This window comes from Streptomyces sp. NPDC028419 (genome assembly GCF_055565515.1).
In genome coordinates this window covers 148,342-170,041 of the sequence record NZ_JBVHUE010000018.1, presented here as the reverse complement: position 1 = coordinate 170,041, position 21,700 = coordinate 148,342, and the positions used below count along the sequence as shown (strand labels likewise).

The window sequence follows — 21,700 nt, the reverse complement described above, 5'->3', positions numbered from 1 at the left end:
CGGGCGCCGCTCACCGGAGCACGACCGTGACGCCGCGCGCTCCGAGGAGCTGGACGATCTCCTCGAAGTAGGAAAGCCGGCCGTCCGGTCCTTCCCTCACGTCCGCCAGCGCGCGGCGCGCGATCGCGGAGTCGTGCCAGATCAGGGTGAAGGGCGGGACCCGTCCGAATCCCCCGAACAGGCAGTCCTTGAAGCTGTCCCACTCCCGGCCGAAGTAGCGGCCCGGACCGATCAGGGCCTCGGCCAGCGCACAGTGCAGCCCCGGGACGTCGGTGACGAACCGACCGTCGAGGTGGTGCTCGTCGCCGGTCCGGTCCGGCCGGGGTGCGCGCTCGCGCCAGGCCCGCGTGGTGAGGTTCAGCCACGCGGCCCGGCCCCGCCCGTCGTACGGCGCCCACGCGTTGGGGTCGGTCGGCGGACCCTGGTACCACGCTTCCCAGACCCGCCGTACCGCCGGCAGCGGCCTGTCCTCACCGCCGTCCGTGAGGGTGATGTCCTCGAGACCGCCACCGAGCACGGACGGGCGCACGGCGCGGACGTCCAGGCCCACCGCGTGGGAGGCCATCACCGCTCCGTGCCGGTCCAGTACGAGGAGATCGGCTCCACTCCCTCCCCAGCGGCGCGGTCGCTGCGTCCCCCGGAGCAGCGGTTCCACCGCCTCGCAGCCGATCAGCTGGAGGGGGACCGGGGCAGGGTCCTCGCGCGGCCCCTCCAGTCCCTCGACATCCACGCACCCGCCGAGGCTCCGCGCACCCGCCGCCGCCTCGAAGAGCTCGAAGCGGGGCGCCGTCAGCCGCGCGCGCAGCGTCTCGTCCACCCTGACACCGGCGCCCACCACGACGTCGTACCGCGCCGGATCGGCCGGGTCGGCCCGGTCGGCCGGGTCCACGCGAACGGACTGATGGGCCAACACGACCGCATCGACGAGGGTCCACCATTGCACCTGGTCCTCGCCGTCCCAGACCTCGACGCATACGTCGCCCAGCCCGCGGGGCGAGCCTGCGGCCTCTGCCCCGGGCGCGGCGAGGATCTCGCTCAGCGCTCCATCGGGGCCGCATCCGCGGAGGGTGAGGACCTCGCGCGGCAGCGGCACCGGTTCGACGAACAGCCCTTCGACGCCGACGCACCTCCCCCAGAGCTGCTCGACGCCCGCCTCGTCCTCCTGCACCAGCAGGTAGTTCACCGGGAGGTCCCGGTCCCACCCCACGTGATCCACGCTCCGCATCACGCTCACCGTTCAGATGTGGAAGTCGAGGCCGGTGGCCGGGTCGTGGGACATCAGCGTCGGCATCCCCGGGGCGTAGGTGACGCATTCGGCGGTCAGCACGGCCGGGCGTCGCCCGGCCGTCGCGATCTCGGTCAGGAAACGCCGCACGGCCGCCACGCCCGCTCCGTCGACGACGCCGTCCGGCCAGACGGAGAACTCGATCTCCTCCTCGTGGAGGGGCAGGGCGAAGAACCACACGTCGCCGAAGCGGGCCCGGAAGGCGAAGGTCGTGCCGTGGCCCTCCGGCTCGCACGCCCACGCGCGGAAGAGGTCGGCGGTCGCCGGATGCGTCGGGTCGAGCTGGGGGTAGGGGTGATCGATCTCGACCTCGTCGGCCGCGGAGCGCAGCCGTTCGAGGACCGCGATCCACACGTCGACGCTCACGTCGAGGATCCGGATGTCCCGCAGGCTGCCGTCGATGTGGAAGACGTCGCACATCCAGGGTTGCGGAAGGCACCGCTCGCGGCCGCAGTGATCCTCGGCGGACCCGTCCTCGTGCGTCACGCCGGCCCGTCCCCCTGTGCTCTTGTCCCCCATGCGACCAAGGTAGCGGGCCGGAGGCAAGGGGTGCGGTCAGGGGTGAGGAGGTGGCCGTGATGGAGGTCTCCCCCGCCATTCGTCCCGAGGAACCGCTGGTCAGCGCGGTCGGTGTTAAGGTGGCGTGAGATCGATCTCGATCACAGGGTTGTTACTCCCCGAGCGCGTCACCGTCATCGCTCCGCGCGATGCCACGGCGGTGATCCGTTCGCTGGGAGGCAAGGCCTGGGTAGCGCCTTTGGCGCGACCCGGGCCTTTTTTGTTGCCCTGACCCGGGTGGGAGAGATCGCGGACCGATGGCAGGACGGCGAAAGCCCAGAGATGCAAGGACGCATCATGAACACACCCACAGCAGGGCCCGGTGAGCTGGCGGAGAGGATCCTTCGCGGCGTCGGCGGGGCCGGGAACGTCGAGAGCCTCACGCACTGCGCCACCCGGCTCCGTTTCCAGCTCCACGACGGGTCGAAGGTCGACAAGGCCGCTCTCGACGCCCTCGACGGGGTGATGGGCACGGTGGCGCAGTCCGGTGACCGCTTCCAGATCGTGATCGGCGGGGCCGTCGCGAACGTCTACACGAAGCTCATGAACCTGCCGTCGATGAGCGGTGGCGGCACTCCCCGCCCGCAGTCCGACGCGGACGTCAAGGCCGCCATCCGGTCCAAGGGCCGTGGCCGCTACGCGTGGGTCGACAACTTCTTCGAGTACCTCTCCGACTCGTTCCGCCCGCTGATGGGCGTGCTGCTGGGCTCCTCACTGATCATCGCGATCGCCTCCGTCCTCGACGCCCTGGGCCTGGTGGACTTCCGGGCCGCGGACAAGTCCGCCAGCTGGGTCTTCGTCGACGCGATGTGGCGTTCGGTGCTGTACTTCCTGCCGATCATGGTCGCCTACAACGCGGCGAAGAAGCTGAAGATCGATCCCTGGGTGGGCGCCGCGGTCATGGCCGCGGTGATGACCCCGAACTTCACCGGCATGCTGAACGAGAAGTCCGGGATCCCCGGCATCAACTGCACCACCAATGCGACGCTCGGTACCCAGGAGTGCGTCGCGCACGTCTTCGGGCTGCCGATGCAGCTGAACGACTACGGCGGCCAGGTGTTCGTGCCGCTGCTGATGGTCGCCGTCCTCGCCCTCGTCTACAAGGGCCTGCAGCGCCTCTTCCCCGAGGCCGTGCACCTGGTCTTCGTCCCGTTCTTCAGCATGCTGATCATGATCCCGGTCACCGCCTTCCTCATCGGTCCCCTGGGCATCTGGGCCGGCAACGGTCTCGGTTCGGGCCTGTCCTGGCTGAACGGCAACGCCCCGATCGTCTTCGCGATCATCATTCCGCTGCTCTACCCGTTCCTGGTGCCGCTGGGCCTGCACTGGCCGCTGAACGCGCTCATGCTGCAGAACATCAACACCATCGGCTTCGACTTCATCCAGGGCCCGATGGGCGCGTGGAACTTCGCCTGCTTCGGCGCGACCGCCGGTGTGCTGCTGCTCTCGCTGCGCCACCGTGAGAAGGAGATGCGCCAGACCGCGACCGGCGCCCTGGCCGCGGGCCTGTTCGGCGGCATCTCCGAGCCCTCGCTGTACGGCATCCACCTGCGCTTCAAGCGGATCTACCCGCGCATGCTCGTCGGCTGCCTCGTCGGCGGTGTGATCGTGGGCGTCCTGGGCGGCGTGGACACCAAGGCCTTCGCCTTCACCTCCCTGCTGACCATTCCGGTCTTCTCCCCGATGGCCACCTACTCCATCGCGATCACGGCCTCCTTCTTCGTCTCGATGGCGCTCGTGTACTTCTCCGACTTCCGCACCCCGCAAGAGCGCGCCCTGGCCAACGCCGAGCGCGACGTCGCCGAGGCCGCCGAGGCCGCCGCTCGTGGTGGGGCCGAGACCGCGGACGACCGCGAGCTCGTCACCGTCGGCGCGGCTTCCGCGGGGTCCGCCTCCGTCGGGTCCGCCTCCGTCGTGGCCGCCGCGGCCTCGGGCAGCGCCGGTACGTCCGCCGGTTCCGCCGCGGACAAGGGCGTCGAACTCGCGGCGCCGGTCGCGGGCCGCGTGGTCGGCCTCGACGAGGTCGGGGACCCGGTCTTCGCCTCCCGCGCGCTCGGCGAGGGCGTGGGCATCGAGCCGACCGACGGCCGGGTCGTCGCCCCGGTCGACGGTGAGCTGGTGACGGTCGTGAAGACCGGCCACGCCTTCGGCATCCGTACCGCGGACGGCATCGAGGTGCTCGTCCACGTCGGCATCGACACGGTGCAGATGAACGGGGAGGGCTTCGACGTCCGCGTCGAGTCCGGCCAGCAGGTGTCCGCCGGCGACCTCCTCGTCGAGGTCGACCTCGACGCGGTGCGCGCCGCCGGGCACCCGACCGTCACACTGATGACGGTCACCAACACCGCGGAGCTCGCCTCGGTCGAGCCGCACACCGGCGAGGACGTCGCCGCCGGCGCCCCCGTGGTGACCGTTCGGCGCTGATCCCCCCCGCTCCGCTCCCGCCCGATCCGCTCCTGCCCGGCCCGCACGGGGCCGGGCAGGACCGGGTAGGCCCGGTCATGACCGGGCCGGATGGGGCGGAGCCGTCGGACAGTGCGAGATCATGGGCAGACATCGAACTCGGGACAGGAAGGCGAGCAGGCGGTGAAGGCGCTGCGTGTCCTCAACAACAACGTGGTCCTGGCACGCGACGAACAGGGCCAGGAGGTCATCCTCACCGGGCGCGGCATCGGCTTCAACTGCCGTCAGGGCCAGATCATCGACCCGGCGCTGATCGTGCGCGTCTTCGTGCCGGCCGACGGCCGTGACCCGGACCATCTGGCCGAGGTGCTCACGCTCATCGGCGAGGAGGTCCTGCGGGCCGTCGTGATCGCCCTCAGCGAGGTCGGCATCGAGGGACGCGAGTCCACCCGCCCCACCCTCGCGATCGCCGTCGCCGACCACGTCGCCGGCGCCCTGGACCGGGCCGCGCGGGGCATCGTCGTCGAGTACCCGCTGCAGGCAGAGGCCCAGACCCTGTACGCCGCCGAGTACGCCCAGGCGCGGCGCCTGCTGGCGGCCATCAACGAGCGCGTGGACCCGCAGCTTGCCCCCTCGGAGGCGACCGCGCTCACGCTGCACCTGGTCAACGCCGGTTTCGCCTCGGGCGACCTGTCCTTCACCTACACGATGACCGGGGTCATCCAGCAGATGCTCGCCGTCGTACGGGAGCGGTACGGGCTGGAGGTTCCCCAGGAGTCCATGAGCGCGGCGCGGTTCATCACCCACGTGCGCTACCTCTTCGTACGTGTCCAGCAGCACCGGCAGCTGAAGGGGCACGAGTCCACGATCGGCAAGGGCATCCGCCAGCACTACCCGGAGGCGACCCACACCGCGCAGCAGCTGGCCACGATCGTCGAGCTGCGCCTGGGGCAGCAGCTGAGCGAGGACGAGGTCTCCTACCTCGCGCTCCACGTGGCCCGCATGACCGCGGAGACCGACACCGACACCGCGTGACGCGGGGGGCGCGTCAGGCTCCTCGGACCTCGGCGAACGCCTTCGCCGCGCACTCCAGCGCGGACCCCAGCTCGCTCCCCCACCCGTCGGTCGCCCTGCCCTCGTGTACGGAGGTGCCCGTCCCCGGGGGCACCACGTGGAAGCCGTCCTCCGCCAAGGTGCGCAGGTTCCGTCGGACCGCCGGGCGGCGCAGTGCGGTGGCCGGCACCGACGGGCCGATGACCACGGGGGCCAGGGTGTTCATGACCGTGGTCAGCGCGAGGTCGTCGGCGATGCCCGCCGCGCACTTCCCGATGAAGTTGACGGTGGCCGGCAGCACCAGGACCAGGTCGGCCCACTCCGCCAGCTCCTGGTGCGGCACCCGGCCCTGCTCGGTGTCCCACTCGGGCCCGCTGACCGGCGCCTGGGCCGCGGCGGCCAGGGCCCGGCGGGAGACCAGAAGATCGGCGGACGCCGTCAGGCAGACCCGCACCGACCAGCCGCAGGTCACCCTCAGCCACATCACCCAGGTCGGCATCTTCACCACGTCGAAGGCGCCCGTGCCCACCATCAGGACCTGCCCGCGGGGCAGGGGGACGAGGTCGCGTGCCGTGGCGGTGCCAGAACTCATGGTGGGTCTCCTCGTACGGGCGGGGCGTGGCGGGGCGGCGTGAGGTGGGGTGGGCGCGGTCGGTCGTGCGCGTCAGGACAGGAGCAGCACCCGATCCCAGTGCGGGCCGTGCCCGGCTTCGCCGGTGCCCCCGGGCAGCATCGACAGGAGCGTCGCCGCGACGCCGGCCGCCCCTTCCAGGAGCCCGGCGTTGTCCACGGCGTGCAGCTGCTGCGTACGGTCCCAGCCCCGGTCGGACCGTACGGGTGACAGGTGACGGAATCCGAAGGGTGCGTCCGGTTCCGCCAGGGCGGCCAGCTCCTCGGCCAGCGGTGCGGTCCGATCGAGCAGTTCCCGGTCCCCGGTGAGCCGGCCCAGCCGCCACAGGCCCTGGAGGAACCCGGCCCGGCCGTGGCACAGCGTGGGGCCCTTGAGGTGGGTCGCGGTGTCGGGACGGCGCAGCAGCGCGCGGGCGGCGTCGAGGGCGAGCCGGTGCCAGCCGCTCTCTCCGGTGAGCCGGGCGGCCCCGGCGAGCGCGTTCGCGATGCCCACCGCTCCGTAGCACCATGCCCCGCCCGAGGCCGCTGCGGCGTGCGCGGAGGGCGGCGTACGGCCGCCGGCGCCCCGTACGACTTCCTCGTCGAAGGCCAGCCGAGGCTCCCAGTAGGGTCCGGCCGCATCGTGGTCGGCCCGGTCCGCGAGCCAGCGGCCCATCCGCCGGACGGCGTCGAGCTGCCCGTCCACCGTGACCCCCGCTTCAGCGCAGCGGACGAGCAGCGCCAACGGGCCCGCGATGCCGTGGGCGAGACCGAGGTTGACGTCCCCGCGGGGGAACAGCTCCTGGTCCGCGCGGGTGGCCTGGAGCGGGCCGGGCACCCACCAGCCGGGGACCACGTGGCCGTCGACCGTCACCGGCCGGGACAGGGCGGCGAGTTGGGTGAGGGTGGCGCGCAGGGCCGGTTCGGCCGCGGCCCGCTCCTGGGGATCGCCCTCGGCCACCGCGCCGAGCAGCAGCCGCCCGATGCCGGCGGCGCCGCAGATCACGTCGTACGTCGTCCAGTCCACCCCCGTGCGGGGCTGCGCGGCGGCGATCTCGGCCAGCCGCCGCGCCGCCAGGTGATCGGTCAGCTGGTGGCGCAGCCGCGGATAGTGCCCGCCGCGCCGCGCACACGCCTGCGCGGCCGCCAGTACCGCGGCGGGGCCGTGGTAGAGCCCCGCGGAGGCCGTGCCGTTCAGGGCCCGCGCGGCCACCGAGAGCTGGGCGTGGGCGGCCGGCAGCCGGGCCGGATCGCGCCCGGCGAGCTCCGCGAGGAACAGCGCCGCGCCGGCGTTCCCTTCGAGCGAGACCGGGTCCCCGCGCTCGCCGCGATGCCGGGCGAGCGCCTCGGGGTCGGCGAGCGCGTCAGCCACCCGTGCGACGGTCGACTCGATCAGGGTGGTGGCCGTGGTCACCGCTGGTGCCTCCTTCGGTCGGCGTTGCCCGTCAGGCAGGAGCGGGCGGCGGCGTAGGCCCGCCGCTCGGCGTCCCGGTCGGGGCCGAGCAGGCGGTTGCAGGTCATGTGCAGGAGGCCGGCGAGCACGCGGGGCGGCGGCGACCAGGTCTCGCCGCTGTCGGCGAGGGCGTCGAGGACCTCCCGGTACTCGCGCAGCCGGGCGGCCTGGTCGGTCAGCGCGGCGAGCACCTCCCGGCCGGCCGGGTCTCCCCCGAGCACGGGCCACCCGCCGACCGGGTCGACGAGGCGCAGCCACTGTGCCCGGTCGGCCCGGAACCCCTGCGGGAGGTCGTGGCCCGCCGTGTCGGCGGCGAGCCAGGCGGCCCCCGGCTCCTGGGGCCCGTACCGTTCCCGCACGGACGGGCCGCCGGTGCCGCGAGCGGGGTCGGGGGCGTGGAGGGGCGCGGGGTCGGGCGGAGGGCCGAAGGCCTGGGCGATCGAGGCCATCGACATCGCGGCGAGGGTCTGCGGGGTCCACCGGAGCCCACCGGCCGCCTGGTCGCGGGCCGCGCGCGGCAGGGCCAGGGCCGCGCGGCTGTCGGCGGCGAAGAAGCGTTCGGCGGCCGCCTGGGCCCGCGGTCCGCCGTAGCGCTCCCACTCGGGCTCGTAGGCGTCGAGGACGCACCGCCCGATCAGGCCCGCGGCGGTCCACTCCCGGACCGCCGCGCGCAGGGCGGGCACCAGCCGCTCCCACAGCGGCCCGACGGGGCCGTGGAAACGCAGCCGGAGGTGGTCCTCCTGGTCCCGGTAGCGGATGAAGAACCACCGGTCCACGACCTCCCCGCACGCGGCGGGCAGGCCGGCCAGGAACGGGGTGAGCCGTTCGACGAGGAAGGCGGGGACGTGCCGTTCGGGGAGGTAGAGCTTGGCGTAGAGCCATTCGCCGCCCACCTCCGATGACCGCGCTCCCGCGATCCGCGCCGGACCCGCGGGCCGGCCTGCGGGCGGCGCCACCGGTTCGTCGGCGGCGGTGAAGGCCAGCGCCAGTTCGGCCGGCCGGGACGCGCCGTCCGGGTCGCGGAGCCAGCCGTCGGTGCGTTCCCCGCCGCCGGGGACCTCCGTGGCGAGGAGGTCGCCCTCCTTGGCGAGCGCGTCCCGGAGCACCTCCAGGTGCCAGGCGTCGGACAGGTCGAGGCGCAGCCGGTGGTCGAGCCGGCTCAGCACGATCCGCCGCGGGACGCCCCACTGCGCGCGCCACCGGGCCACCGCGGCGGACCACGCGGCCGGTCCGTGGGCCGCGTGCTCCGCCAGTTCGTCGAGGCGCCAGGTCGCGGCGAAGAGGACGGTGCGGCCGTAGCGGACGCGCGGCATGAAGGGAGCGGTCTTGACCTGGCCCCAGTCCCAGGGGGTGCACATGCGGGTGCCGTCGCGGCCGATTTCCAGCAGGAACCGGGCGGCGTTGGGTGCCTGGCCGCGCAGGTCGAGGGCGTGCGAGGTGTGCGGGAGGAGCCTCAGACCGGTGGGCAGGTGGACCGGGTAGAGGTGGTCGGCGTTCCCGGCGACACCGATCTCGTCGAGCCGTACGGCGTGCGCGCTCGGGTTCGGCGGTAGCCCGACGGCCACTTGGCGTGCGGCGGTGCGCGGGCTGTTCGCGATGTTGAGCGCCCGTGCGGTACGCGGTTGGAACGCGACGGTGAGGTGCGCGGCGCCGGGCACGTCCCGGTGCACGGCGGCGGCAAGTTCCTCGGTGATGCCTCCGGTGAGACCCGCGAACCGTCCGAAGGTCGCCCCGGCCTCGGCGGGCGCGGGGCCGGGCCCGGCGACGAGCAGGAAGTCCCCGCGGTCGAGCGCCTCTTCGGAATCGGCGACCAGCGTGCAGAACATCTCGCAGGACCTCGGCAGCCGTGCGGGATCCGGCGCGCCGCGCACGAGCCGCGCCACGAGGTCGTCGTCCAGGACCACCTCGGGGGTCCCGTGGCCGGCCCCCTCGTGGCCCGCGTCACGGGCGCCGGCGCGGACCGCCGCCGCGGCCAGTCGCCCGAGCAGCAGGTCGCGGGCGCGCTCCGGGGCGGTGTGCGGCTCCTCGGTGCGCGAGGAGGCGGGCCACTCGTAGCCCGCGGGCGCCCCCAATCCCACCGTGTCGTCGAGCAGTTCGAGGACCGGGACGACCCGGTCGGTGCCGTAGCGCTCGATGAAGTCGCGGTGGTAGGAGCGGAGCGCGGGCATTCCGGGGCCCGGCGGCGACAGGCGCCACAGGACGTCCACCGCGCGGGCGGCCTCGTCGGCCACGGACCGCGGCAGCCGCACGTCGGCACCGAGGGCCAGGTCCACGTGGACGAGCCGGTCGTCCTCCCGCGCGCCGCCGAGCCCGCGCAGTGCGGCTTCGAGGTCGGCGAGCGCCGCGCGGCGCCCGCCGGGCGCGGCCGCGTCGGCCCGGTCCCGGGCCGCGGCCGCCTCCCGTAGCCCGTTCAGGACCGGGAGCGGTGCGCCGGCCGATTCCTGGGCGGCGGCGAGTACCCCGATGAGGTGGGTCAGCGGATCGCTGCCGTCGAGCACCGGCCGCAGGCCCGTGACGAGGAACTCCTGCCGGACCAGTGTGGCGAGGAGTCCGGCGACGGCGCCGGCCCGGGCCGTGGGGAAGCGTCGTTCGAGCGAGGTGATCACCTCGCCCGCGCGGATGCCGTCCGGGGACGAGGCCAGTTCGAGGGCCGCGGTGACCACGGGAGTGACCCGCACGGACACCTCGCTGCGGGCGGCGTCGCCCGCACCGGTGCCGGGGTTGGAGGGCGTGGCCATGACGAGCCGGCCGCCGCGCGGGAACACCCCGGTGTGGGCGTGCACGGTGAGGTGCGGCAAGAGCGCACCGTCCAGCTCCAGTTGGCGGATCAGTCGGGAGAGCCAGTCCAGATCCACCCGGGTGCGACTGGAAGCGGGCCCCGGCCAGGACACTTTCGCCGAGGTGCCGATGCGTACGGGGGCGACGCCCGCGAACAGCCCGAAGGGGGTGCAGCGGGAGCGCGTCCTGGCCTCGTAACGGACCACGGACAGCGCGGCCTTGAGCAGCTGGCCGTCGGTGCGCGAGGCCAGTCCCCCGGGCTCGGTGCTCGACTCGACGAGCCGTGCCAGCGAGGCGCTGGCGACGTGCAGGGCCTCCATGAACGGGGCGTCGCCCGCCGCCGTGCGCAGGAGCTGCTCGCAGGCCGAGCGGCTGCCGGGCGTGCCGTCGGGGGACGTACGGACGGGTCCTTCGAGGGCTCCGCGTGCCGGTGCCCGCAGCAGGGCGACGGGTACGGCGCGGAAGTACGGGCGGTGCGCGGCCTTCGGCGGCATCGGGACCGGTCCCCTGACGTTGGCGGCTAGGGCGAGCGGGTGAGTGAGGGAGGGAGGGAGGCGAGGGGGGGGGGGGGGGGGGGGGGGGGGACCCCCCCCCCCCCCCCCCCCCCCCCCCCCCGTCTCCCCCCCCCCCCCCCCCCCCCACCACCCTTCCCCGTTTCCGTCCTGTCTGGAGACCAGCCCATGCGCCGCACCCGCACCTCCTTGTACGGCCTGCTCGTCGGCCTGCTCCTGCCGCTCGCGGGGCTGTTCCTGCCGGCCGGGACCGCGCACGCCGCCGAGAACGGCACCTGGGGCGTCTTCCCGACGCCCCCCGCGGGCGCGGCGATGACCGACCGGGCGTACTTCTTCCACCAGGGCGCGGCCGGGACCACGGTCGGCGACAGCGTGACGATCCTCAACTCCTCCACCAAGGACCTGACCTTCCAGGTGTTCGCCACCGACGCCGTGAACACCCCGGCCGGTGGCGCCTTCGCGCTGCTGCCCGTCGAGACGAAGCCCAAGGACGTCGGCAGCTGGCTCGCGCTGCCCAAGGACACGGGCACCGTCACCGTCCCCGCCAAGGGCCGCAAGGACATCCCCTTCACCGTGAAGGTCCCCGAGGACGCGACGCCGGGCGACCACGTCGGCGGGATCGTCGCCCTCAACACCGAGGTGGAGGGCGTCCAGAAGGAGGGCAAGGTCCAGGTCGGGGTGAAGCGCTCGGTCGGCGCCCGGCTCTACTTCCGCGTGCCGGGGCCGCTGACCCCGGGCCTGAGCGTCGAGGACGTACGGGTCCACCGGGACGCGCCGCTGCTGCCGTGGGTGCACGACGCGTCGGCCACCCTCACGTACACGCTGGTCAACCGGGGCAACGTGGTGATCGAGCCGAAGGTGGCGGTGAGCGCCGAGGGCCTCTTCGGGCGGGACGTGCTGTCCCGCCCGGGGCGTGAGCTGCGGCTGACCCTGCTGCCGGGCCAGCGCATCGAGCTGGCCGAACCGTGGCCGGACGCGCCCCAGTTGGACTGGGTCACGGTGAAGGTGACGGCGGGCGCGGCGATGTATCCGGACCTCGATCCGAGCGGTGGGGCGGAGTTCGTCGCCGTGCCGTGGCCCGCGGCGGGCGCGCTGCTGGTCCTGGTGGGGGCCGCCACCGCCGCCTGGGTGCTGCGCCGCAGGCGCCGCCGGGAGCGGGAACTGACCCGGCCCGTCCGGGACTTGGCTGGAACGCGCTGATCATGAAGGGTGTCCCCAGGTGGCGGCGCACGGCCGCCACCGCCCAGGGGGAGGCACTTTCATGGACCGACAGCAGCCCGACGACCCGACGCCCACGGCCCCCGGGGCCGCCACCGGCGCCGCGGCCGTCGCGGGCCCGGCCCTGCTGACCCTGATCGAGCGCACCCTGAGCACCGGTACCGCCGCCCACCTGCCCGGCCGCGGCTTCCTGCGCCTGACCCTCCCGCTCTTCGACGGCGGCCCGGGCGACGGGAGCGGGGTCCCGGTCACCGTGGACGTGCTCGCCGACGCCGACCGGGCCCCGCACTCGATCGCGTACCTGCTGCCGGGCGGCGGCCTGAACTTCGCCGCCGACTTCCTGACCCCGGACGGGCACGTCCTCGCCCACCACCTGCGCCGCCAGGGCCACCTCGTCGTCGGGGTGACCCCGCGCGAGGACGCGGCCCGGCCCGGTGACGTCACCGCGGGGTGGGGGCTCGCCGCGCACCGCCGGGACCTGGCCCGGGTGGTGGGGGCGCTGGACCGCGTACTGGGCCTGCCGTACCAGTACGCCGGGCACTCGGCCGGGGCCGCCCTCGCCCTCGACGCGGCCGCCCACGACCCCTCGCCCCGGCTGCGGCGCGTCCTGGTCCTGGACACGACCGGCCCGCTGACCGGCCCGGACGCCGCCCGGGCCGCCGCGATGCGGGACGCGTACGCGGCCCAGCTCGCGGCCGGCACGTACGCGAGCGATCCCGGGCTGGCAGGGCTGGTCTCCCGGGCCGTGACGGATCCGGACGGCGCCTCCGCCGTGCCGTGGCCGCCGGACCCGACGCTCCGCTTCACCCACGCGGGCCTGGCCCACTTCGCCCTGATCCGCACCGCCGAGCTGCCGGGCCCGGCGAACTGGATCTACGCGCGGGGCCACGCCGCCGGCAGCTACGCCTTCGGCGCCACACCGGCCGAGGACCGCTTCGCCCTGACCCACACCCCGCTCGCCACCTGGCACGCGGCCACGGCGGCCCTGGGCAGCGGCCTGATCCCGACGGCCCTGCTGCGCGACCTGAGCGCGATCTGGGCGGGCGACGACGCGACGTACGCCATCGCCTGGGACCGCATCCGCGCGGAGGTGCTCTGGCTCAACACGGAACACGGCCGCGGCGACCACCCCGCGGGCGCGGCCCTGATCCGCGCCGCCGGAAACCCCGGGGTCACCTACCGCGTCCTCCCGAACCACGGCCACGCGGACATCACCTGGAACCCGTCCACGGTGTCCCTCCTGGCGCCGGTCTACGCCGTGTAGACCGGCTCGTACGCGGCCACCTGCTCCGGGGTCGCCTCCTCAACGGTCATGGCGCCCGTCCAGAGGTGGTCACGGTGGCAGTACCCGGCGAGGTCGGCTCGCTTGCCCCGCGCGAGCTTCCAGTCGCCCCGGGGGAACTTCACCACCACGTCTCCACCGCAGGTGAACGCGCGGTTCGCCTGCGCCATGATCCATCGGGCGTGTTCACTCTCGCCCTCCGAGGCCCGGCACATCGCCCTGGCCATCTCCCACAACCGCCCCCACTCGACGCCAGGAGTCAGCGGCCCGACCACGGCGACTTCGCCCAGGTTCCGCTCGTCAAGGGAGTGTGTGGCGTAGCCGAAGACCGCACCGAACATACGGAAGACCGTGACCCTGCCACGCCCGGACTGATTCTCATCAACTGGCATGCGCCATACCTCTGTTAGGGGTGAGTCCCGGACACATTGGCCACCTCCGGGGCTCATTCCGCGAGCTGGATCAGCAGCCGTCGCCGTCTCCGCAGCAGGCGGGCGGATTGCAGTCCTTCGCCGCGCCCCACAACCTGTCGTCCACGTGGAACCCCGCGGCCCTGACGCGGTCCACCACCGAACCGATCAGCGGGCGGGTTCGGACGGTGGCCTTGGGCTCGTGCCCGAGGAAGAACCCGAACTGCTCCTGGCACCACGTGGCGTACGCCTGCGTGTGCAGCACAAACGAGTGCCAGCCGGGGTCGACGGCGTCGGACGGGGTCATGTCGAACGCGCGTGTGTCGCCCATGACCTTGAGGAAGGCAAGGGCCTGGTCCACGATCCGGCGCGCGGTGGACAGCTCGTGTCCGTACTCCTCCGCGCAGAACTCGGCCACCTTCTCGAACAGCTCGGGACTGACGAGGTCCCGCCCATGCCTCGGGACGGCCGGGATGTCGAGCATCGTCGTCATCGCTGCCGTTCCTCTCGGGCAGGACGGTGGGCGGAGCCCCGCACCACCTCGGCCAGCCGCTCCACCACCTCGGCCGGGAGCATCCCCATGCGCACATACGCACGCCCGTCGGGGTCAACCTCACCCCAGACCCCGCTCCACGCCCCCTCGGGAACCCCGAGCACCCCGAAGGCGGCCCGCAGAGCCGCGACAGCGCCGTCGGCCCGCGCATGCCCGTCCCGCCACACCCCCAAGTCCCTCACGCGGCCACCCCCCGCCCACCAGGACACCGCTCGGCATGCCGGTACGCGACGAAGGGCGCACCCGACGTCCGGTCGACGACGCCCCGGCGAACGGCCTCCAGGGCCCCGATGACCCGGCGGCAGGCAGAACACTCGTGCCCGGGCGCATAGGTCACGTACTCCCACGCACCCCGATCACCCTCCGGGACTTCCACTTCCTTCACCCTCGCCATTTCGCACCCCTCACGCCGGCCCTTCGGTACGTGACAACCTTCGTCCCCGACAAGGCCGCACTGAAGAATTATTGGCGCTATCGGGTAAAGACAGCCGACCACTCGCTCAGGCGTTCTCTGGCTTGTTCACCGAACACGGCGCAGCGCTCGAAGGCCGCAAACTCATCAATGTAAGCGGAAACATCCCGCGGATCCCGAAAGACCAACACGCCAGTGGACGTCTCGACAGTGGCGATGCGGTCGTCGTAAACGGTGAAAATACTCATCGGCCCCGGCGCCACCACGGGGCCGATGGGAATGATTCCGATACGAACGCTGGACAGGCGGGTCAACGACGCCAGCCGGTCCATCTGCGCGGCCAGAGCTGCAGGAGGGACGATGGGCCACCTCACCGCCTGCTCGGTCAGAATGAAGGTGAACCGCTTCGAGCGGTCATGCAGGACGGCCTGGCGTTCAAGCTTCTTCGCAATGGTCCTGCTGTGATCCCCAGGAACATGCGCGATGCTGGCTCGCACATATTCCGGCGTGGCGAGCAGTCCTGTGACCATCGTCGGCAGGAAGTAGCGGAACTCTGTCGATGACTTCTCGAAGCCGGCCAGCTCGTTCTGCCGATTTTCCAGTCCCTTGCGACGGGAAGACCGACTGTCCTTCCATTCCGTGTTGGCCATTCGGGCAAGCGCCAATACCTCGGTTACGACAGAGGCAGGCGCATCGAGTGCCCGGAGGATGAGTTCCACATCCATCAGAGCAGGAGACAGCTTCCCGCTCTCGAGGTTGCTGACTTTCGTCTGCGACATGTTGCAGCGCAGAGCGAGCCGGGCCTGTGTCCACCCGGCCCGGCTCCGCAGCGCCTTGAGTGTTTCCGCTAGGTCGGCCCTGGACTCTCCTAGCTGCCGAGGGTCAAGCGTCAATGCCCTTCACGTACTTCTCGAAGGGCACCGACTCGGTGATGGCGATGCGTTGGTATTCGACGAACGGAGCCGGGTCGCCTTCGTAGACTTCCCGGTTGATCTGTCGCCCGTCCGGCTGGTAGTTCATCAACACCACCTCAGAGCGGTCGAACATCCAGAAATCCTGGACTCCCTCAAGCGGGTTCGTCCGGTCGGTCACGTCGAGGACGCGGATCTGCTCACCGGCCAACACGTGCGGTGCGTAGTACTGGGAGAATTCGAACCGCAGATAGTCGGACAGCGGCCGGGTGAGGACATGCACCCGCCCCTGAGGGCGGCCCTCCGCAGCCTGGCTCCGAAGCCGGTCGGTGTACGCGTTCGAGACCGCCTGTGGGTCGATGCGCACCCCGGCCTTGAACGCCCGGAACTCCTCTTCCTCCTGCGGCATGAGGTACTGGGGCAGCGTCTCCAGCCGCCACGCTTCGACCGTGAAGCGCTGGAACCTGGACCGCCAGGCGTCACCATCCAAGAGCACGGAACGCCTCCCGCAGCACTGCCTCGGGGATCTCGACGAGCCCTTCCCCCGCCGGGGGACGGAAGGCGGTGGACACTTCGCCCTGGACGATGATCGAGCCGGTCCGGGAGACGTACATGTTGGGGCAGTCATCCCCTCCGCACGGGCCCCCGTTCCCATTCCCGTTGCCGGTGAGTCGGGTCAGTTCCTCACGCGCCATGGTGAAACCCCCTTGTAGGGCAGCCCGGTTGGACTGGTGACCATGACCGTATGAGGGGATGGCGCCCGCCGTCCATGCGGCCTCGCCCATATTCGCGTAGTCGCATAAAGCCAGGTGCCGGACGGCCGGGGGCAGCAGGAACCCCCGGCCGGTGAGGGTTGGCCGGGGGTTGGGCTGTGGCTCGGCCGGGGCCGGGCGGGGTGGGTCAGTGGTTGCGGGGGAAGCCCAGGTCGACGCCGGAGGGGGCTTCGGAGGGGTCCGGCCAGCGGGTGGTGACGACCTTGCCGCGGGTGTAGAAGTGGATGCCGTCGTTGCCGTAGATGTGGTGGTCGCCGAAGAGCGAGTCCTTCCAGCCACCGAAGGAGTGGTAGCCGACCGGGACCGGGATCGGCACGTTCACGCCGACCATGCCCGCCTGGACCTCCAGCTGGAAGCGGCGGGCGGCGCCGCCGTCGCGGGTGAAGATCGCGGTGCCGTTGCCGAACGGCGAGGCGTTGATGAGGGCGACGCCCTCCTCGTAGGTCTCCGTGCGCAGGACGCACAGGACCGGGCCGAAGATCTCGTCGCGGTAGGCGTCGGAGTCGGTGGAGACGTGGTCGAGGAGCGAGAGGCCGATCCAGTGGCCGTTCTCGTTGCCCTCGACCGTGTAACCGGTGCCGTCGAGGACGACGTCCGCGCCCTGGGCGGCCGCGCCGGTGACGTAGGAGGCGACCTTGTCGCGGTGGGCCGCGGTGATCAGCGGGCCCATCTCGGAGGTGGGGTCGTTGCCGGGGCCGATCTTGATCTTCTCGGCGCGCTCGCGGATCTTCTCGACCAGCTCGTCGGCGATGGCACCGACCGCGACGACCGCGGAGATCGCCATGCAGCGCTCGCCCGCCGAGCCGTACGCCGCCGAGACCGCCGCGTCGGCGGCCGCGTCGAGGTCGGCGTCCGGGAGGACGAGCATGTGGTTCTTGGCGCCGCCCAGGGCCTGCACGCGCTTGCCGTTGGCGGAGGCGGTGGTGTGGATGTGGCGGGCGATCGGCGTGGATCCGACGAAGGAGACGGCGGCGACGTCGGGGTGCGCCAGCAGCGCGTCGACGGCGACCTTGTCACCGTGGACCACGTTCAGCACGCCCGCCGGCAGCCCGGCCTCGGTGGCCAGCTCGGCCAGCTTGTTGGCGGCCGAGGGGTCCTTCTCGCTCGGCTTGAGGATGAAGGTGTTTCCGCAGGCCACGGCCAGCGGGAACATCCACATCGGCACCATCGCCGGGAAGTTGAAGGGGGTGATGCCCGCGACGACGCCGATCGGCTGGCGGATCGAGGAGACGTCCACCCGGTTGGAGACGGAGGTCGACAGCTCGCCCTTGAGCTGGGTGGTGATGCCGCAGGCCAGCTCGACGATCTCCAGGCCGCGGGCGACCTCGCCCAGCGCGTCCGAGTGCACCTTGCCGTGCTCGGCGGTGATCAGCTCGGCGATCGCGTCACGGTTGGCGTCGAGGAGCGCGCGGTAGGCGAACAGCACCTTGGTGCGGGCGGCCAGCGAGGACTGGCCCCAGGAGAGGAACGCCTCCTTGGCGACCCGTACCGCCGCGTCGACCTCTTCGGTCGAGGCGAGCGCGACCTGGGTGGTGACCTCGCCGGTGGCCGGGTCGGTGACCGGGCCGTAGTTGCCCGACGCGCCCTCGACGGTCGTGCCACCGATCCAGTGGTTGACGGTCTTCATGCCTTGCTCCTTCACAGATGGCGACGTCGCTGCGCGGCTTGCCGGTCGTACTCTTCACGGGCTCCGACCGCCGACGCACGGGTCGCGGTCTCGGCCACAGGAACATCCCACCACGCCGCCGCAGGGGGTGGGCCCGACACAGTGTCGGGCGTTCGGGTCTCCACGTAGACACATGTGGGACGGTCCGCGGCGCGGGCCGCGGTGAGGGCTTCCCGCAGGTCACCGACGGTGCGGGCGCGGAAGACGGCCATCCCGAGGGAGGCCGCGTTGGCCGCGAGGTCCAGCGGGAGCGGCGCGCCGCCGTACGAACCGTCGGGCTCCCGGAAGCGGTAGGCGGTCCCGAACCCCTCGGCGCCGACGGCCCCCGAGAGCCCGCCGATGGAGGCGTAGCCGTGGTTGTCGAGGATGACCAGGCGCAGCGGGACGCGCTCCTGCACGGCGGTGACGATCTCGGTCGGGTTCATCAGGTACGTCCCGTCGCCGACCAGGGCCCAGACCCGGTCCCCGGGCGCGGCGAGGGCGACGCCGAGCGCCGCCGGGATCTCGTAGCCCATGCAGGAGTACCCGTACTCCACGTGGTACTGGTGCGGCGAGCGCGCCCGCCACAGTTTGTGCAGGTCGCCGGGGAGGGACCCGGCCGCGTTCACGATCACGTCGTCCGCGGTGACCAGGGAGTCGAGGATGCCGAGCACCTGCGCCTGGGTCGGCACGGCCGTCTCGTCCGGGGTGGCGTACGCGCGGTCCACGCGCGCCTCCCAGCGCTCCTTCGCGCGGGTGTAGTGCGCGGCGTACTCCGGCGCGACCCGGTGGCCCGCCAGCGCCCCGCGCAGCTCGTCCAGGCTCTCGCGGGCGTCGCCGACCAAGGGGAGGGCGGCGAGTTTGTGGGCGTCGTACGGGTCGAGGTTGAGCCCGACGAAGCGGACGTCGGGATGCTGGAAGAGGGTCGCGGAGGCGGTGGTGAAGTCGGTGAGCCGGGTCCCGGCCGCGATGACCAGATCGGCCTCCCGGGCCAGCTCGGCGGCGGTGTCGGTGCCGGTGTGGCCGACCCCGCTGACCTCGGCGGGGTGGCCGTGGGGCAGGGCGCCCTTGCCCGCCTGGGTGGCCGCGACCGGGATGCCGGTGGCCTCCGCGAAGGCCGCGAGGGCGGCTTCGGCCCCGCTGTGGCGGATGCCGCCGCCCGCGATGAGCAGGGGGCGCGCGGCGGCCCGTACCGCCTCGGCGGCCCGCGCCAGCTCGGCGCGGTCGGGCCGGGGGCGGCGTACGGACCACACGCGCTCGGCGAAGAACTCCTCGGGCCAGTCCCACGCCTGCGCCTGGACGTCCTGCGGCAGCGCGAGGGTGACGGCGCCGGTCGCGACGGGGTCGGTGAGCACGCGCATCGCCTGGAGCGCGGCCGGGATCAGCGCCTCGGGCCGGGTGATCCGGTCGAAGTAGCGGGAGACGGGGCGCAGGGCGTCGTTGACGGACACGTCCCCGGCCCAGGGGACTTCGAGCTGCTGGAGCACCGGATCGGCGGGCCGGGTGGCGAAGGCGTCCCCGGGGAGCAGGAGCACCGGGATCCGGTTGATGGTGGCGAGGGCCGCGCCGGTGACGAGGTTGGTCGCGCCGGGGCCGATGGAGGTGGTGACGGCGTGCGCGGAGAGCCGGCCGGCGCGCCGCGCGTAGCCGACGGCGGCGTGCACCATCGCCTGTTCGTTGCGGCCCTGGAGGAAGGGCATCGCCTCCGGCCCGCTCTCCAGCAGCGCCTGCCCGATCCCGGCGACGTTGCCGTGGCCGAAGATCCCCCAGGTCGCGGAGATCAGGCGGGTGCGGCGGCCGTCGCGCTCGGTGAACTGGCGGGCGAGGAAGGCCACGAGGGCCTGCGCGACGGTGAGGTGACGGGTATCGCTCACCGGGCGTCCTCCGTTCGCTCCGCTGCGGGGAAGGGCAGTCGGGGGTCGATGGCCTGGTCGGGCCAGGTGTCCCGGATCCACCCGTGGTCGGGGTGGTCCCGGATGAGCCATTCCCGGGTCTGCCCCGGGCCCGCCATCACGTTCAGGTAGTACATGTCGTGCCCGGGCGCGGCGATCGACGGCCCGTGCCAGCCGTCGGGGATCAGCACGGCGTCACCGGTCCGCACTTCGGTGAGGATGTCGGTCTTCCCGGCCGGGGAGGGGCTGACACGCTGGTAGCCGAGGCCCGGGGTGCCGGCGTGCGGGGCGATCTCGTAGTAGTAGATCTCCTCCAGCTCGGACTCGGCGCCGGGGTGGTGCTCGTCGTGCTTGTGCGGCGGGTACGAGGACCAGTTCCCGCCGGGGGTGAGCACCTCGACGGCGATCAGCCGGTCGCAGGCGAAGACGTCCGCGGCGGCGAAGTTGTTGACCTGTCGCGAACAGTTGCCCGCACCGCGCAGCTCTACGGGTACCCGCTCGGCCGGTCCGTGACGTGCGGTCAGCCTCCGCGTGGCGCGGGCCCCGGCGAGCGCGAACCGCCCCCCGTCGACCGAACGGACCTCGGCGTGCCCGTCACGCGGCAGGTAGACGAAGTCGCTGACCCCCGCGAACACGTCCGCGCGCCCCCGCAGTTCGAAGACCCGCGTCGACCGCCCACCCGGCGCCTGGCCGGCTTCGTGGCTGTGGACCACGCACGCTCCCGCCAGCGGCAGGACGATCCACTCGTGGTCGCCGCAGTCCAGCCGGTACGTCTCCCCCGGTTCGAGGTCCAGTACGCGCAGCCGCGTGTGCGCCATCCCCCACGTCCCCGTCACCGCCACGACGCGAGCACCTCCTCGACCTCGTCGACCACTGGCATCGCCGTGGAGCACGCCAGCCGGGACGCCACGATGGCCCCCGCCGCGTTCGCGAACCGGACCACCCGCTCCAGCTCCCATCCGCCGAGCAGCCCGTGGCACAGCGCGCCGCCGAACGCGTCCCCGGCGCCCAGGCCGTTGACCACCTCCACCTTCACCGGCGGAGCCTGCACCGCGCGGCCGTCGCGGTGGACGGCCAGGACCCCCTCCGGGCCCCGCTTGACCACCGCCAGCTCGACCCCGGCCGCCAGCAGCGCCCGGGCCGCCGCCCAGGGCTCGCTCTCACCGGTGGCGATCGCGCACTCCTCGGCGTTCCCGACGGCGACCGTGGCGGCGGCAAGCGCCCGCTCGTACCAGGGCCCCGGCTCGGAGGACCACAGCATCGGCCGCCAGTCGAGGTCGAAGACGGTGGTCCCGGACTTCGCCCGGGCCTCCAGCGCGGCCAGGGTCGCGGTCCGGCTGGGCTCGGCGCTCAGGCCGGTGCCGGTCATCCAGAACACCCGCGCCGCGCGCACCGCTTCGAGGTCGAGCTCGCCCGGGTGGATCTCCAGGTCGGGCGCCTTGGGCTGGCGGTAGAAGTAGAGGGGGAAGTGGTCGGGCGGGAAGATCTCGCAGAAGGTCACGGGGGTCGGGTAGGCGGCGACCTCGGTCACCCAGCGGTCGTCCACGCCGAAGCCGCGCAGCTCCTCGCGCAGGTAGTCGCCGAAGGGGTCGGCCCCGGTCCGGGTGATCACGGCGGTGCGCCGCCCGAGCCGGGCGGCGGCGACCGCGACGTTGGTCGGCGAGCCGCCGAGGAACTTGCCGAAGGTGTCGGCCTCGGCCAGCCGCACACCGGTCCTCAGGGGGTAGAGGTCCACCCCGATCCGGCCCATCGTGATCACGTCGAACGGGTCCGGCCGCTCGTGCGGGTCCGCCCGGTCGTCCGGCTCCGCCCGGTCGTCCGGCTCCGCCCGGTCGTGCGGGTCGCGCCGGGCCCGCCGGTCGCGCTGGTCGTGCTGCTGGTCGTCGGGGGCGGTGGTCACCCGCGGTCCTCCCTGCTCCTCGTCCGGCGCTGCGGCCGGGCTCTCCAACCGGG

The 21,700-nt window shown here is 73.1% G+C and carries 18 protein-coding genes; 4 read left to right on the top strand and 14 right to left on the bottom strand.

The annotated features are described in order from the left end of the window. Nucleotides 1-10 precede the first annotated feature (10 nt). Both ACZ4UB_RS22095 and ACZ4UB_RS22090 read right to left on the bottom strand, forming a co-directional pair. A complete protein-coding gene (locus ACZ4UB_RS22095) occupies nucleotides 11-1,225 on the bottom strand; it encodes a barstar family protein (RefSeq protein ID WP_468072427.1) in 1,215 nt (404 codons plus the stop codon). Between the two features lie 12 nt (nucleotides 1,226-1,237). Continuing rightward, nucleotides 1,238-1,804 carry a hypothetical protein gene (locus ACZ4UB_RS22090; protein ID WP_468072425.1) on the bottom strand — a complete coding sequence of 189 codons (567 nt, stop codon included), beginning with the start codon at nucleotides 1,802-1,804 and terminating at the stop codon, nucleotides 1,238-1,240. A gap of 336 nt (nucleotides 1,805-2,140) precedes the next feature. Here ACZ4UB_RS22090 and ACZ4UB_RS22085 point away from each other — a divergent pair, with 336 nt between their 5' ends. Both ACZ4UB_RS22085 and ACZ4UB_RS22080 read left to right on the top strand, forming a co-directional pair. Further along, on the top strand, nucleotides 2,141-4,267 hold the full coding sequence (locus ACZ4UB_RS22085) for a glucose PTS transporter subunit IIA (RefSeq protein WP_468072423.1): 2,127 nt from the start codon (nucleotides 2,141-2,143) through the stop codon (nucleotides 4,265-4,267). Between the two features lie 162 nt (nucleotides 4,268-4,429). Then, on the top strand, nucleotides 4,430-5,281 hold the full coding sequence (locus tag ACZ4UB_RS22080) for a PRD domain-containing protein (protein ID WP_468072421.1): 852 nt from the start codon (nucleotides 4,430-4,432) through the stop codon (nucleotides 5,279-5,281). A gap of 13 nt (nucleotides 5,282-5,294) precedes the next feature. Here ACZ4UB_RS22080 and ACZ4UB_RS22075 read toward each other — a convergent pair whose 3' ends face one another. The 3 genes from ACZ4UB_RS22075 to ACZ4UB_RS22065 form a co-directional block, all read right to left on the bottom strand. After that, nucleotides 5,295-5,891, bottom strand: coding sequence for a flavoprotein (locus ACZ4UB_RS22075; protein WP_468072419.1), 597 nt, complete (start codon nucleotides 5,889-5,891; stop codon nucleotides 5,295-5,297). A gap of 72 nt (nucleotides 5,892-5,963) precedes the next feature. Continuing rightward, complete coding sequence (locus ACZ4UB_RS22070; RefSeq protein ID WP_468072417.1) at nucleotides 5,964-7,322, bottom strand: lanthionine synthetase C family protein; 1,359 nt, start codon at nucleotides 7,320-7,322, stop codon at nucleotides 5,964-5,966. After that, the gene (locus ACZ4UB_RS22065) at nucleotides 7,319-10,633 is read right to left on the bottom strand and encodes a lantibiotic dehydratase (protein ID WP_468072415.1); all 3,315 of its coding nucleotides are present in this window, start codon (nucleotides 10,631-10,633) and stop codon (nucleotides 7,319-7,321) included. The genes ACZ4UB_RS22070 and ACZ4UB_RS22065 overlap by 4 nt, the downstream gene beginning before the upstream one ends. A 186-nt stretch (nucleotides 10,634-10,819) precedes the next feature. Here ACZ4UB_RS22065 and ACZ4UB_RS22060 point away from each other — a divergent pair, with 186 nt between their 5' ends. Next, nucleotides 10,820-11,851, top strand: coding sequence for a WxL protein peptidoglycan domain-containing protein (locus ACZ4UB_RS22060; RefSeq protein WP_468072413.1), 1,032 nt, complete (start codon nucleotides 10,820-10,822; stop codon nucleotides 11,849-11,851). Between the two features lie 61 nt (nucleotides 11,852-11,912). Continuing rightward, nucleotides 11,913-13,133 (top strand): hypothetical protein, encoded by a 1,221-nt coding sequence (locus ACZ4UB_RS22055; RefSeq protein ID WP_468072411.1) that lies wholly within the window; start codon nucleotides 11,913-11,915, stop codon nucleotides 13,131-13,133. On the opposite strand, the gene ACZ4UB_RS22050 is transcribed toward ACZ4UB_RS22055, so the two are convergent. From ACZ4UB_RS22050 to iolC, 9 genes are all read right to left on the bottom strand, one after another. Then, entirely contained in the window at nucleotides 13,121-13,492 is a 372-nt protein-coding gene (locus ACZ4UB_RS22050) for a hypothetical protein (RefSeq protein ID WP_468072409.1), read from the bottom strand. The two genes, ACZ4UB_RS22055 and ACZ4UB_RS22050, sit on opposite strands and share 13 nt — an antisense overlap. A gap of 121 nt (nucleotides 13,493-13,613) precedes the next feature. Continuing rightward, complete coding sequence (locus ACZ4UB_RS22045; RefSeq protein WP_468072407.1) at nucleotides 13,614-14,054, bottom strand: glycine-rich domain-containing protein; 441 nt, start codon at nucleotides 14,052-14,054, stop codon at nucleotides 13,614-13,616. 531 nt (nucleotides 14,055-14,585) lie between these two features. After that, on the bottom strand, nucleotides 14,586-15,419 hold the full coding sequence (locus tag ACZ4UB_RS22040; RefSeq protein ID WP_468072405.1) for a helix-turn-helix domain-containing protein: 834 nt from the start codon (nucleotides 15,417-15,419) through the stop codon (nucleotides 14,586-14,588). After that, nucleotides 15,409-15,933 carry a DUF6879 family protein gene (locus tag ACZ4UB_RS22035; protein ID WP_468072403.1) on the bottom strand — a complete coding sequence of 175 codons (525 nt, stop codon included), beginning with the start codon at nucleotides 15,931-15,933 and terminating at the stop codon, nucleotides 15,409-15,411. The genes ACZ4UB_RS22040 and ACZ4UB_RS22035 overlap by 11 nt, the downstream gene beginning before the upstream one ends. Next, nucleotides 15,917-16,132 (bottom strand): hypothetical protein, encoded by a 216-nt coding sequence (locus tag ACZ4UB_RS22030; RefSeq protein ID WP_468072401.1) that lies wholly within the window; start codon nucleotides 16,130-16,132, stop codon nucleotides 15,917-15,919. The genes ACZ4UB_RS22035 and ACZ4UB_RS22030 overlap by 17 nt, the downstream gene beginning before the upstream one ends. A 205-nt stretch (nucleotides 16,133-16,337) precedes the next feature. Beyond that, entirely contained in the window at nucleotides 16,338-17,837 is a 1,500-nt protein-coding gene (locus tag ACZ4UB_RS22025) for a CoA-acylating methylmalonate-semialdehyde dehydrogenase (RefSeq protein ID WP_468072399.1), read from the bottom strand. Nucleotides 17,838-17,848: 11 nt separating this feature from the next. Next, a complete protein-coding gene (iolD, locus tag ACZ4UB_RS22020) occupies nucleotides 17,849-19,840 on the bottom strand; it encodes a 3D-(3,5/4)-trihydroxycyclohexane-1,2-dione acylhydrolase (decyclizing) (protein WP_468072397.1) in 1,992 nt (663 codons plus the stop codon). Beyond that, nucleotides 19,726-20,583 (bottom strand): 5-deoxy-glucuronate isomerase, encoded by an 858-nt coding sequence (iolB, locus tag ACZ4UB_RS22015; RefSeq protein ID WP_468072459.1) that lies wholly within the window; start codon nucleotides 20,581-20,583, stop codon nucleotides 19,726-19,728. The genes iolD and iolB overlap by 115 nt, the downstream gene beginning before the upstream one ends. Next, nucleotides 20,580-21,497 (bottom strand): 5-dehydro-2-deoxygluconokinase, encoded by a 918-nt coding sequence (gene iolC, locus ACZ4UB_RS22010; RefSeq protein WP_468072457.1) that lies wholly within the window; start codon nucleotides 21,495-21,497, stop codon nucleotides 20,580-20,582. The genes iolB and iolC overlap by 4 nt, the downstream gene beginning before the upstream one ends. Between the last annotated feature and the right edge of the window lie 203 nt (nucleotides 21,498-21,700).